Raw genomic sequence first — 12,952 nt, 5'->3', positions numbered from 1 at the left:
GCACCTATATCTTTTCTCAGTTTTCCATAAATGACTTTTCTTCTGTACTTTGGTATGAATACGATGTGATACTTACAATTCCATCTTGTGTGTGATAAACTATTGTCACTCGACATGAGTAGATCTCCTTTCGTTTTTTAGAAGTTGGTTTGACGGCCATCTTCTATTATAACGATTGGAGATTTTTTCTGTCACTTTACCACTCTAGAAGTTTTATTTTCACACGTGTAGAACACGTGGTTTTAAACCCATATAATAAAACGCCCTAAGCAGCTGCTTAAGGCGTTTGGTATGTATAAGCTGGCGCGCCTAGCAGGATTCGAACCCACAACGCGAGAACCGGAATCTCGTGTGATATCCCTTTCACCATAGGCGCAAATTTAATTAAAGCGACATTAGTAGTATAGATGATGAGGGAGAAGCTGTCAACACTTTCTCCCTTATTCGATTATTCTTGTGGTGGACCTTCATTAAACATCTTGTCAAAGCGCTCATTAACATCCTCTTCCGTATAGCCTGCTTTTGCAAGACGCGCCCCAAGGTTGTTTGACCAAAGCTGCAAGCGTTGCGCCATTTTTTGATATTTTTTTGCTTCGCTTCCACGTGTTTCCTTTGCCCGACCATTCGCGTTAGACATAACATTTTCAACAATGAAAAGGCTCTTCCAAACCATTTCTTCTTCTAATGTCTCATGGGTTTCACCGAGGCGATCCAAGACTTTTTTATAGAAATCGTTAAATTCCTTAAATGAAATCTCTTCGTCCATATTTAAATATACTTGAATTTGTTCGTATAGCTCTTGCATTCATACACACTCCTTTTTCAACATCTGGGCTATTATAGCATAGATCGGCTACTGTTACGATTGTTCATTTACACCTAAACAAAAATCCTAGGCAGTAACTCTTTCAAACGGAAGTGGAAGCCGCTCATAAGGTAAGTGTAGGACCACTTGAACAAGTTGACACACTCTGGCTTCGTCATCCTGTAAGCTCCGCCCCTTTTCCGCAAAACAATCATGAGCGTCTCACACTTCCCAATGGGATAAAAATAAGCTCGTTAGATTATTCTGTGTACCATTTCAATGAAGGTGGTGTGAGCGGAAGTACTTCAGTGATTCATGAACTTGAACTGAAGCTCCGCCCCTTTTCCGCAGAAAGAAAAAAAAGGCCACATCGCTGGCCCTTTTACTGAACATTTTTTTGGCAATATTCGTCAAATGCTTTTTCGAGCTTTTGCACGACTTGAATCGGCTCATGCCCTTCAATTTCATGACGCTCAACCATTGTTAGAATTTTTCCGTCTTTAAGCAGAGCAAATGACGGTGAAGAAGGGGCATACCCAGTGAAATATTCACGCGCTCTTGCTGTTGCTTCCTTATCCTGGCCAGCAAATACAGTCACAAAGCGATCAGGTCTATTTTCATAGTTTTTCATGTAGGCAGCAGCTGGACGTGCGATTCCACCAGCACAGCCACAAACTGAATTAATCATCACGAAGGTTGTACCTTCTTGTTTCAAGACGTCGTCTACCTCTTCTGCTGTTTTTAACTCTTGGTACCCTGCTTCGACGATTTCTTGCCGAGCCGTCTGTACCACGTCATTTATAAAAAAGTTAAAGTCCATGATTAAACACCTCACAATAAGTTCGTTGATTCTATTGTAACCTAGAAAGACTCACGAAACCAACTGTCTTGCATCGAAAATTTCAATCTAAATAAAAAGCCTAACCCCACGAGGAGCTAGGCACACCTTCATTGCAAAGCTGTTCGAAGTGCTTCAATGTTTTTTCTCATGAGACTAAAGTAGTCTTCACCACTTGCAACATCTTCATCCACTAAGGCCTCAAGATTGTGCAGGTATTCAACTTCCGCACCCACTTCATGACGAACGACCTCTGCGATCCGTGGCGTCATATTTTGCTCGAATAACAAATATTCGATCTGATTTTCATTTGCAAGTTCAATAATGTTTTGAACTTGTCGCTGAGAAGGCTCATTCGTTGGCGATAGACCAGCGATTCCAATTTGATGAATTCCATATCGTTCTTCCCAATACCCATAGCCAGCATGAGAGACAATAAAGGTATCCTTTTCTGCTTCATTCACCATTGTCTGAAACTCTTCATCAATTGCGGTTAGTTCAGCTTTTACATCAGCAAAATTTGACTCAAAATATTCTTCTTGCTCAGGAAGCAATTCAACTAGTGTATTTTTAATGTTTTCTGCAAGGGTAATGGAAAGAATCGGATCCAACCAAACATGAGGGTCTTTGTCATGGTCATGATTGTGAGCATCTTCGTCTCCATGTTCATCTTCTTCATGTCCATGCGCTTCTTCTTCATGCCCATGTTCATCTTCTTCATGTCCATGCGCTTCTTCTTCATGCCCATGTTCATCTTCTTCATGTCCATGCGCTTCTTCTTCATGCCCATGTTCATCTTCTTCATGTCCATGCGCTTCTTCTTCATGCCCATGTTCATCTTCTTCATGTCCATGCGCTTCTTCTTCATGCCCATGTTCATCTTCTTCATGTCCATGCGCTTCTTCTTCATGCCCATGTTCATCTTCTTCATGTCCATGCGCTTCTTCTTCATGCCCATGTTCATCTTCTTCATGTCCATGCGCTTCTTCTTCATGCCCATGTTCATCTTCTTCATGTCCATGCGCTTCTTCTTCATGCCCATGTTCATCTTCTTCATGTCCATGCGCTTCTTCTTCATGCCCATGTTCATCTTCTTCATGTCCATGCGCTTCTTCTTCATGCCCATGTTCATCTTCTTCATGTCCATGCGCTTCTTCTTCATGCCCATGTTCATCTTCTTCATGTCCATGCGCTTCTTCTTCATGCCCATGTTCATCTTCTTCATGTCCATGCGCTTCTTCTCCGTGTCCATGCTCATCTTCCTCATGAGGATACGCTTCCTCTCCGTGGTCATGATTGCCTTCAAGCAAATCAATCCCCTCAGAAGCGACGACAATTTTTACCCCTTCACCTTCAATTGCTTTAATTAAAGCATCAGCAAAGCCTTCCAAGCCGGCTCCGTTATAAATAAATGCATCTCCTTCTGCCGCTTCAATCATCACACGGGCTGTTGGTTCGTATGTATGAGCATCGGCCCCGACAGGCACAAGATTTGTCACATTGACATAATCGCCACCAATTTTCTTTGTCAAATCCTCAAGCGGAAAAATGGTCGTGAAAATTTCCAGTGTTTCAACCTCTTCTACTTCTCCTCCCTCTGCAACTGGTTCGTTATTCGTCTCTTCAGCTTCGTTTTGGCCACCACATGCTGTAAGAAAAGCCGCAGTCGCAAGCATCCCTGAAAATAACAATGCTTTAATGTTCATAACATTCCCCTTTCGTAATCATTCCGTTTTATCTCATTTCGAATTATATCGTAACAATTACGATTTGTAAATAAAATTAAACGATTGAATTGCTTTATGCGATTCAACCTCTCATTTCTTACATCATGTTACACCTTCTCATTCATACAGAAACCAGCATAAGAGGATCACTCTTCCTACAAGGATGAAAACGATTTTACCAGGTCTTTTTGTGCATCCTTTCAAGAAAAGTGGTGTAAGCGACAAGCTTACCGGTTAGTCTTCTTAAAAGCTCCGCCCCCTTTTCACAGAAAAAAAAGCCCACATTTCTCAAAAAACATGGGCAAAAATTAGCAGCGTTAAAGCTCACACTAGCCTTTATTTTTTTCAAGCCATTCCTTCATTCGATTATTTCGGTCTTTGTAATGATCCAAAAGCTGAGGGAGAACGGTTTCTAGCTTTTTCGTGTCTCTCATTTTTACCGCTTCTTGAAATTGTTGTTGCAGAGTGACATGTTGCTCCTTCAGCTTTTCATCTAGCTCTGGCTTCTTCCATTTCACGCCACGCTTTTGTGCCTCTGCCATCTGCTTCATTAGCATCCCTCGTTCGTTTCTTAATTCATTCCAACGAGCGACGTCTTTCGGTGCATATTTTTCAGCAAGAAGCTCGTAATAGAAATCTAGATGCTCTTGAAAGGCTTGATGATATTTTTTAAAGCAGTCATGACAGAATTGTTCATGACTTTCCCCTTGTTCTTCCAATTGCTCTTCAGCTAGTCCAGCAGGGACATTCACGAAACATCCTAGCAAAAATAAAAAAAGCATAAAAACCGTGACTTTATTTTTTATCATCGTTACTACACCCTTTCGTCTGTTTGCTTTGTAGGATAACCAACCGAAGAATAAACATACCATTTTGGTTCATAAGCAGGTGCTTCCCGTTCAAATGAAAACCGTTGCGTTTGAGCAACATGTAAAGTTAATAAAAGCTTTTATGCTTCATATCCTCCATACGCCCCTGCACTTGTCGTTATAAAAAAAGCACCTCCAATTGTTGGATGATGTCTAACAATTGGGGTGCCTTCAGAATTGGCGCTTTATCTTAATAAACGGATGTGTTTTCCGCTGACATTGCTTCTAAGATTGATTTTACTTTCGCTAAAAAGCGTCCACATACAAGCCCATCTAACACGCGATGGTCAAGAGACAAACAAAGGTTCACCATGCTGCGAATTGCAATCATATCTCCTGCCTCACTCTCAATGACAACAGGGCGCTTAACGATCGATTCAATCGATAAGATCGCAGCTTGTGGATGATTAATAATCGGGGCAGATAAAACCGAACCAAAAGAACCCGTATTATTAACCGTAAACGTTCCACCCTGCATATCAGCGCTTGTCAATTTACCCGTACGTACCTTCTTGGCAAGCTCGTTCACCTCTCGGGCGATCCCTTTGATGCTTTTTTCATCAGCATGCTTAATGACCGGAACATAGAGCGCATCGTCAGTGGCAACGGCAATCGAAAGGTTGATCTCCTTTTTTTGAATAATTTTGTCTCCAGCCCACATCGAATTCAATTGCGGGAACTCCTTAAGTGCTTCTACAACCGCCTTGATAAAAAACGGTAAAAAAGTGAGGTTAAAGCCTTCCTGCTCCTTAAATGCTTGCTTTCTTGCATTACGGAAGTTTACAAGGTTTGTAACATCTACTTCTACCATCGTCCAGGCATGAGGTGCTTCGTGCTTACTCTTTACCATATTAGCAGCAATGGCTTTACGTACGCCTGATACTGGAATTTCTACGTCATCAGGTGCGACACGTACTGAGCTCACACTAGAGGCCACTTCTTGCTTTGTTGACATTTGTTCTTGCTCGTTAGAACGCTCCAATTGAACGGCTAGGCTTGTGGATTTCTTCGGAATACGACCACTCTCGATGATCACCTGCAAATCCTTACGGGTGATACGTCCTCCTTTACCAGAGCCATCAACCTGTTCAAGATCGATTTCGTGCTCTTGAGCGAGGCGAAGAACAGCGGGAGAATAGCGTTTTTTTTGCGATTCATCGCGCGGCTGAGAGCGAACCACTTCTGTCCCATTCTTTCTACCTGTTTCTGCTGCTAGCGTTGATTCATTTGATTCCTCGCTCGCCTCTGCCACTTCCATCCGGCAAATGACCTTTCCAACCTCAACCGTTTCATCTTCTTCCACAAGGAGCTCTTTGATCGTACCTGAAAAGGACGAAGGGACTTCTGCATTCACCTTATCCGTTATGACCTCTGCGAGGGGATCATACTTATTCACTTTATCGCCTGGTTTCACGAGCCACTTGCTAATGGTTCCTTCCGTTACACTTTCACCTAGCTGGGGCATGGTAATGTCTGTCGCCATAAGCTTTCCCTCCATCCATTAATACTCTGCCAGCTCACGCATCTCTTTTTCCACTTTATCTGGATTAATCATAAAATGTTTTTCCATTGTAGGAGCATATGGCATCGCCGGAATATCCGGTCCTGCTAGCCGCTTAATTGGTGCATCTAAATCGAATAAGCAGTGTTCAGAGATAATTGCGGCAACCTCACTCATGATACTACCTTCTTTGTTATCCTCGGTTACAAGCAACACCTTCCCAGTTTTGCTTGCTGCTTCCTTAATTGCTTCCTTATCTAGTGGATAGACCGTACGCAAGTCAAGAATATGAGCCGTAATGCCATCCTTTTCTAACCGTTCAGCTGCTTGAAGGGCAAAATGGACAGCCAGCCCGTATGTGATGACGGTGATGTCCTGCCCTTCCCGTTTTACATCTGCCTTCCCAATTGGTAGTGTATAATCCTCGTCTGGGACCTCTCCTTTTATAAGACGGTAGGCACGCTTGTGCTCAAAGAAAAGAACTGGATCGTCGTCCCGAATCGCGGCTTTTAATAATCCTTTTACATCGTAAGGGGTCGAAGGCATCACAATTTTCAGTCCAGGAACATTCGCAAAAATCGCTTCCACTGATTGGGAATGATAAAGGGCTCCATGAACCCCGCCGCCATATGGCGCCCGAATCGTAATCGGACAATTCCAATCATTATTGGAACGGTAGCGAATTTTTGCCGCTTCTGAAATAATTTGATTCACTGCCGGCATGATAAAATCGGCAAATTGCATTTCTGCAACAGGGCGCAGACCATACATGGCAGCACCGATACCAACCCCGGCAATCGCCGATTCAGCAAGAGGTGTATCTAACACGCGCTGCTCTCCAAATTGTTCATATAACCCACTTGTGGCTCGAAACACGCCTCCACGTGCGCCTACATCCTCACCAAGAACGAACACTTTTTCATCTCGCTCCATTTCTTCTCGCAAGGCTTGGGTTACGGCTTCAATATAAGAAATGACCGCCATTTTGACTCCCCCTCTCTATTCTGCATAAACGTATTTGAAAGCATCCTCTGGATCCGCATACGGTGCATCCTCTGCATACTCTGTTGCTTCATTCACCGTCACAGCCACTTTCTTTTCCAGCTCTGCTTTTTTCTCTTCTGTTAAAATGCCCGCTTCTTCTAGGTAAGCAGCAAAGGTAACAAGGGCATCTTGCTTTTTCGCTTCCTCCACTTCTTCACGGCTACGATAAGCTCGATCATCATCATCACTTGAATGAGGCGTGAGACGATACGAAACCGTTTCTACGAGAGAAGGACCCTCTCCTTTTCTTGCACGGTCTGCTGCGGCTTTTACCGCTTCATATACGGCTAGCGGATCATTTCCGTCAACCGTGACCCCTGGCATGCCGTAGCCAATGGCACGATCTGATACCTTTTCGCACGCAAGCTGCTTTTCAATCGGTACCGAAATCGCATATTTGTTGTTCTCACACATAAAAATGACCGGGAGCTTGTGTACCCCTGCGAAGTTGGCACCTTCATGAAAATCTCCTTGATTGGATGAACCTTCACCAAAGGTCGTAAATGCAACAAAATCCTTTCCTTCCATCTTTCCTGCAAGGGCGATTCCCACAGCATGAGGGACCTGTGTTGTGACTGGGGAAGAGCCTGTAACAATCCGATTTTTCTTTTGTCCGAAATGACCTGGCATTTGACGTCCGCCAGAATTTGGGTCCTCTGCTTTTGCAAAGCCCGAAAGCATGATGTCACGTGCGGTCATCCCAAACGTTAATACAACCCCTAAATCGCGGTAGTAAGGAAGAATATAATCCTTCGTCCGGTCTAGAGCGAAGGCAGCGCCTACTTGTGCCGCTTCTTGTCCTTGACACGAAATGACAAAGGGAATTTTTCCAGCGCGATTTAACAGCCACATCCGCTCATCAATTCTCCGAGCGAGGAGCATCATTTCATACATTTCAAGAACCATTTCATCTGATAACCCTAATGCTTGGTGCCGATTTTCAGCCATGTGAAACCCTCCTTTTTGATTATAAATGGATAGCAACACCATCAACGGCAAGCGCAGCTTCACCGATGACCTCTGATAATGTCGGGTGAGGATGAATCGTTTGTGCAACCTCCCAATGGGCTGCGTCTAGTACTTTTGCTAGGGCAGCTTCTGTGATCAGGTCCGTCACATGGGGACCGATCATATGAACACCGAGCAAATCGTCCGTTTGTTTATCAGCAACGACTTTCACAAATCCGTCTGTTTCTCCGAAAACGAGTGCTTTTCCAATCGCTTTAAAAGGAAATGTCCCAATTTTTACATCAAAGCCCTTTTTCTTCGCTTCCGCTTCCGTATAGCCGATGCTTGCTACTTCTGGATGACTGTAGACACAGCGTGCAACCGTTTGATAATTGAGAGGGGTCGGCTGTTGATTCGCCATATGCTCAACGGCAATGATTCCTTCATGAGAGGCTACATGAGCAAGCTGCATCCCACCAATCACATCGCCTATCGCATAAATATGAGATTCTTTTGTTTGATAGCATTCATTAACTGAGATTGCCCCGTTCTTAAGCTCAATGTCTGTGTTCTCTAAGCCAATGTCATCCACATTCGGCTTGCGACCAACAGAAACAAGCAGCTTTTCAGCACGGTATGTTTCGCGCTCCCCGTTTTTCTCAATCGTGATTGACACGCCATCACCTTTTTCGAATGTGTCTGGCAAAACGTTCGCATTGGTAACGATTTGAACGCCTCGCTTTTTTAACAAGCGCTCTGCTTCTTTCGAAATGTCTGCGTCTTCTGTAGGCAAAATTCGCTCGCTATACTCCAGTACGGTCACTTCCACACCAAAATCTGATAACATGGAAGCCCACTCAATGCCAATCACACCACCACCAACAATGAGGATCGATTGTGGAAGGGATTTGAGCTTCAACCCTTCGTCTGACGTCAAAACATATTCTCCATCAATGTCAAGTCCAGGCAGCGTCCGCGGTGATGAACCTGTGGCAATCAGGACATTTTTCGGAACGAGCATTTGGTTTTCCTCACCATTCTTCATTTCAACTGAAATCGTTCCTGGGGTTGGGGAAAAAATCGATGGACCAAGGATTCGTCCTGTTCCTTCAAAAACATCAATTTCCCCTTTTTTCATTAGGTGCACAACACCACGGTAAAGCTGTTCAATGATTCCCTGCTTCCGTTCTTGGACACGAGAAAAATTAACGGTAACTTCACTTGTTTCAACCCCAAATTCGCTAGCTCGCTTTGTCGTCGCAAACACCTCAGCGCTTCGTAGTAATGCTTTACTAGGGATGCAACCGTTATGAAGGCATGTTCCACCTAGCTTGCCTTTTTCTACAACGGCAACCCTTAAGCCGAGTTGGGATGCCCGAATCGCAGCAACATACCCACCCGTACCAGCACCAAGAATGACAAGGTCGTACTCTTCAGCCATGCAATCCACTCCTTATTTAGCCCATTTAACGGCGAGATAAAATATGATGTCCGTTTTGTAAAAATTGTCGACGCGAGCGACTCATCCGTTCAATTCGCTCCTCTGCCATACGATCTGCTGCCATATATGTTGGAATGCCATCACGCTTTGCAATCTCAAATACTTTCGAAACATTATCGTAAATTCCTTCTACCTTTTTAAGGGCTCGCTCCCGATTATAACCGTTTAACTCATCAGCCACATTAATCACACCACCAGCATTAATGACGTAATCAGGAGCATAGACAATCCCCATTTCATGGATTTGATCACCATGCCGGGTTTCCTTCAGTTGATTATTTGCAGCTCCTGCAATGACCTTCGCCTTTAATTTCGGAATGGTTCCATCGTTAATGACGGCGCCTAATGCACATGGAGCAAAAATGTCACAATCCACCTCATAAATGTCTTGAACATCGACAGCCTTTGCACCGAAATTCTCAACGGCCCGTTCTACTGCCTCTTTGTTAATATCCGTTACAATGAGGTTTGCTCCTTCTTCGTGCAGATGCTTGCAAAGCTGATAAGCAACGTTACCGACACCTTGAACAGCTACCGTTTTACCTGCTAAGTCATCGCTACCGAACGCCTCCTTCGCTGCCGCTTTCATCCCAACGTATACCCCGTAAGCTGTGACAGGAGATGGGTTTCCCGATGACCCGAAAGCAGGTGAAATTCCGGTCACATAATCGGTTTCTTCATGAATAATATCCATATCCTCAACCGTTGTACCAACATCCTCTGCCGTAATATAACGACCATTCAATCCTTGGATATAACGACCAAATGCCCGAAACATTTCTTCATTTTTATCTTTTCGCGGATCCCCGATGATCACCGTTTTTCCTCCACCAAGATTTAACCCTGCGGCTGCATTTTTATACGTCATTCCTTTCGCTAAACGAAGGGCATCCTCAAAAGCTGCGGCTTCTGACTCATACATCCACATTCTTGTTCCGCCTAGGGCTGGCCCTAGTGTAGTATTATGAATAGCAATGATTGCTTTAAGTCCTGAATGCTTATCCTGGCAAACGACAACTTGCTCGTAATCATAGGTTTCCATGTAAGTAAATAATTCCATGTGACGCTTCCTCCTTTTGAAGATGTGTTCGTTTCATCTTCAACCCTTTTACTTGTTAGTTTTGCAATATTCATGCCAACTATGATTCGTGCTAAAACCTTGTTGGAAGGAAGAGCAGATTTTTATAAACGTGCAAGTTTTATCATAGCATGCAAATTATTGCATGTCACTTTTGTCAATTCCATATTTATCGAGCTTGTAATACAGATTTCGGATCGAAATGTTTAATCGCTTTGCCGCCTCTGTTTTGTTCCCTTCACACAATTTAATGGTCTCCAGCAACACTTTCTTCTCAAATTGCTCCAAAATCCTTTTAAGCGATTGTTCCTCTACTTCCTCGGCTACATGATTTAAAAGATGTGTTGACACGGACGGTTGATGACCGAGTGATGGCAGATCACTTACCTCAAGAAGTACAGCATGGTAAGGCATATAAATCATTGCTCGTGCTAGCACGTTCTCCAGCTCCCGAACATTTCCAGGCCAATCGTATTGCCTTAAATACTCGAGTGCTTCTTCACTCACGTCCTCTACATTTCGTCCGTAATCCAGGTTTAACTTTTGTAACAGATAGCCAATCAAAAGGGGTAAATCTTCTTTCCGTTCTCTTAAAGCAGGGATGTAGATCGGCATTTTGTTCAGCCTGTAAAACAAATCTTCACGAAAAGTCTTTTCTTGAATTCCCTTCTCAATGTTTACATTGGTCGCTGCAATCACTCGAACATTAATCGGAATCGCCTTCGTCCCACCAACACGAACAATTTCCTGCTCTTGTAAAACTCGTAAAAGCTTTGCTTGCGTGCTGCTTGAAAGCTCCCCGATTTCATCGAGAAAAATACTTCCTTGGTGCGCTTCCTCAAAAAGGCCTCGTTTGCCGCCACGCTTCGCTCCTGAAAACGCACCTTCTTCGTAACCGAAAAGTTCGCTTTCAAGTAACGTTTCGGACAGAGCCGCACAGTTGACCCGTACAAACTTGTTGTATTTTCGTTCACTTGCATTATGTATCGCGTGGGCAAACAATTCTTTACCGGTGCCTGATTCTCCCCGGAGCAGTATTGTAGCTGGTGTTGATGCTGCCAGCTTTGCCTGCTTAATGGCAACTCTTAATTGATTTGACTGCCCAATGATATCCTCAAATGAGTATTTGGCCTCAAGGGTTCGAATAAGTTGTTTTGCTTTTTCAAGCTCCTCTGTCAACGCTTTAATTTCCGACATATCGTGAATGACACCGACACTCCCTTTAAGATGTCCATCCACAATCACTGGCGCAACATTGACAACCACATCACGCTTTCTCGGTCCTACTTTTAAGCGAACACCGCGCACAGGCTTTTTTGTCTGCAGAACGTGCATGTGCATGCTTTCTCCTTCGGAAATATCCGCTGTCGCCGGCTGTCCAATGACCTGCTCTTTTGCAAGTCCAGTTAACCTTGTATAGGCGGGATTAATCATTAAGCCCTTCCCTTGCTCATCAACAACTGAAATGGCATCATCGGATGATTGAATAATCGCCTCAAGCATTGTTTGGATGCTTTTTAAATTGGTCACTTGCTCCGCCATATTAACAATTTCCGTTACATCTTTAAAAACCGCAACAGCGCCGATGCATGTATTTCCATCAAATAAAGGTACACGGGTCGTAACAATGCTTAATCCATTCTCTAGAACCTGTGTTTGATTTAACTCTTCCTTTCCTGTTTTGAGAACACGAGTCAATTGGCTTGATGGGAGAACATCTTGAATATGTTTCCCAATTGCTTCCGCGGCTCGAATCTCTGACATTTGCTCCGCCGCTCGATTAAAAAGGAGCACCTTTCCATTTTTATCAATGGCAATCATGCCATCATGGGTCGAATCTAAGATCGTCTCCTGCAATGAAACGTGCTGCTTCATCTGTTGGATAAGCGTTTGTTTTTCTTTCGTAAGGGAGAACATAAGGTTGGCAATTTGACTTGGCACAACAGCAACATTTGCCCCCACTTGCCGGCGAACGTCTTCTGCTAACGCTTGTTGACCTGTTGCTTCAATAATGACATCAATGTCAGCCGTTAAAAAAGAGCGCCAATCAGACCCTGTTGTAATTCCTAGCTCATTTGCTAGCAACATCCCCGGTGCTCGTTCATTCAAATCAATCATCGCAACGACCTCAAAGCTTTCTGTTTCCATTAACATTTGTAACAATGCTGTTCCTCCACGACCGGCACCAAGGATCATGACGCGCTTCATCTTCTCACCCCTCTTTTCACTATACGATTCATTTTAACTATTACGTAATTGTCACAAAGTTGCAACCAGGAACTTGAACACTTCGTTGTTTTTTCGTTAAAATAGAGGTTGAACTTAGTATAAAGAAAAGAGGAATGCCGATGGCACGTTTTGTCGCCTTGATGGTCCTCGTGATTCCAGCAATTATTGCTGGATACGGAATTAAGCTAATGAGAGACACCATTTTTCAAATTTTGTTATTCCCTTACCCATCCTTGGCCCTTCAATTTATTGCAGGGATTATCTTCTTTCTTGCGGGGTTTAGTTTTATTGGAGGGTTTATTTTTTACCGTGATCGTAAAAATGGGAAGATTGCGCCTAAATTTAGAAAAAAGCCTGAACAAAAGGAACAAACATAACCAAACAGACAGCCTCAAATTCAACTTTGGGCTGT

12 protein-coding genes and 1 tRNA gene are annotated in these 12,952 nt (G+C 43.6%); 1 reads left to right on the top strand and 12 read right to left on the bottom strand.

The window, feature by feature from the left end:
- The 12 genes from BLT_RS22980 to BLT_RS0106795 all read right to left on the bottom strand — a co-directional run.
- The coding region (locus BLT_RS22980) for a transposase (RefSeq protein WP_017727044.1) at positions 1-116 on the bottom strand (116 nt) is incomplete at its 3' end.
- 185 nt (positions 117-301) lie between these two features.
- A tRNA-Arg gene (locus BLT_RS0106850) sits at positions 302-376 on the bottom strand.
- 72 nt (positions 377-448) lie between these two features.
- The gene (locus BLT_RS0106845; protein ID WP_017727043.1) at positions 449-805 is read right to left on the bottom strand and encodes a hypothetical protein; all 357 of its coding nucleotides are present in this window, start codon (positions 803-805) and stop codon (positions 449-451) included.
- 382 nt (positions 806-1,187) lie between these two features.
- A complete protein-coding gene (locus BLT_RS0106840; RefSeq protein WP_017727042.1) occupies positions 1,188-1,625 on the bottom strand; it encodes a BrxA/BrxB family bacilliredoxin in 438 nt (145 codons plus the stop codon).
- Positions 1,626-1,753: 128 nt separating this feature from the next.
- Entirely contained in the window at positions 1,754-3,349 is a 1,596-nt protein-coding gene (locus tag BLT_RS0106835; protein WP_017727041.1) for a metal ABC transporter solute-binding protein, Zn/Mn family, read from the bottom strand.
- A gap of 350 nt (positions 3,350-3,699) precedes the next feature.
- The gene (locus BLT_RS0106830) at positions 3,700-4,179 is read right to left on the bottom strand and encodes a hypothetical protein (protein ID WP_017727040.1); all 480 of its coding nucleotides are present in this window, start codon (positions 4,177-4,179) and stop codon (positions 3,700-3,702) included.
- A gap of 250 nt (positions 4,180-4,429) precedes the next feature.
- The gene (locus tag BLT_RS0106820; RefSeq protein ID WP_017727038.1) at positions 4,430-5,722 is read right to left on the bottom strand and encodes a dihydrolipoamide acetyltransferase family protein; all 1,293 of its coding nucleotides are present in this window, start codon (positions 5,720-5,722) and stop codon (positions 4,430-4,432) included.
- An 18-nt stretch (positions 5,723-5,740) separates the two neighbouring features.
- Positions 5,741-6,724 carry an alpha-ketoacid dehydrogenase subunit beta gene (locus tag BLT_RS0106815; protein ID WP_017727037.1) on the bottom strand — a complete coding sequence of 328 codons (984 nt, stop codon included), beginning with the start codon at positions 6,722-6,724 and terminating at the stop codon, positions 5,741-5,743.
- Positions 6,725-6,739: 15 nt separating this feature from the next.
- On the bottom strand, positions 6,740-7,732 hold the full coding sequence (locus BLT_RS0106810; protein WP_017727036.1) for a thiamine pyrophosphate-dependent dehydrogenase E1 component subunit alpha: 993 nt from the start codon (positions 7,730-7,732) through the stop codon (positions 6,740-6,742).
- A gap of 19 nt (positions 7,733-7,751) precedes the next feature.
- Positions 7,752-9,173: a dihydrolipoyl dehydrogenase gene (lpdA, locus tag BLT_RS0106805; RefSeq protein ID WP_017727035.1), complete on the bottom strand. Its 1,422-nt coding sequence runs from the start codon at positions 9,171-9,173 to the stop codon at positions 7,752-7,754.
- 25 nt (positions 9,174-9,198) lie between these two features.
- A complete protein-coding gene (gene bcd, locus BLT_RS0106800; protein WP_017727034.1) occupies positions 9,199-10,293 on the bottom strand; it encodes a branched-chain amino acid dehydrogenase in 1,095 nt (364 codons plus the stop codon).
- A gap of 156 nt (positions 10,294-10,449) precedes the next feature.
- On the bottom strand, positions 10,450-12,519 hold the full coding sequence (locus BLT_RS0106795) for a sigma-54 interaction domain-containing protein (RefSeq protein WP_017727033.1): 2,070 nt from the start codon (positions 12,517-12,519) through the stop codon (positions 10,450-10,452).
- 140 nt (positions 12,520-12,659) lie between these two features.
- On the opposite strand from BLT_RS0106795, the gene BLT_RS0106790 reads away from it, so the two are divergent.
- Positions 12,660-12,917: a DUF2627 domain-containing protein gene (locus tag BLT_RS0106790; RefSeq protein WP_017727032.1), complete on the top strand. Its 258-nt coding sequence runs from the start codon at positions 12,660-12,662 to the stop codon at positions 12,915-12,917.
- The last annotated feature ends 35 nt before the right edge of the window (positions 12,918-12,952 follow it).

The organism is Halalkalibacterium ligniniphilum (assembly GCF_000334155.1).
GTDB lineage: Bacteria > Bacillota > Bacilli > Bacillales > Bacillaceae_D > Halalkalibacterium > Halalkalibacterium ligniniphilum.
Note: the sequence above shows the minus strand (reverse complement) of the source record. Positions and strands in the feature narration are given on the sequence as shown.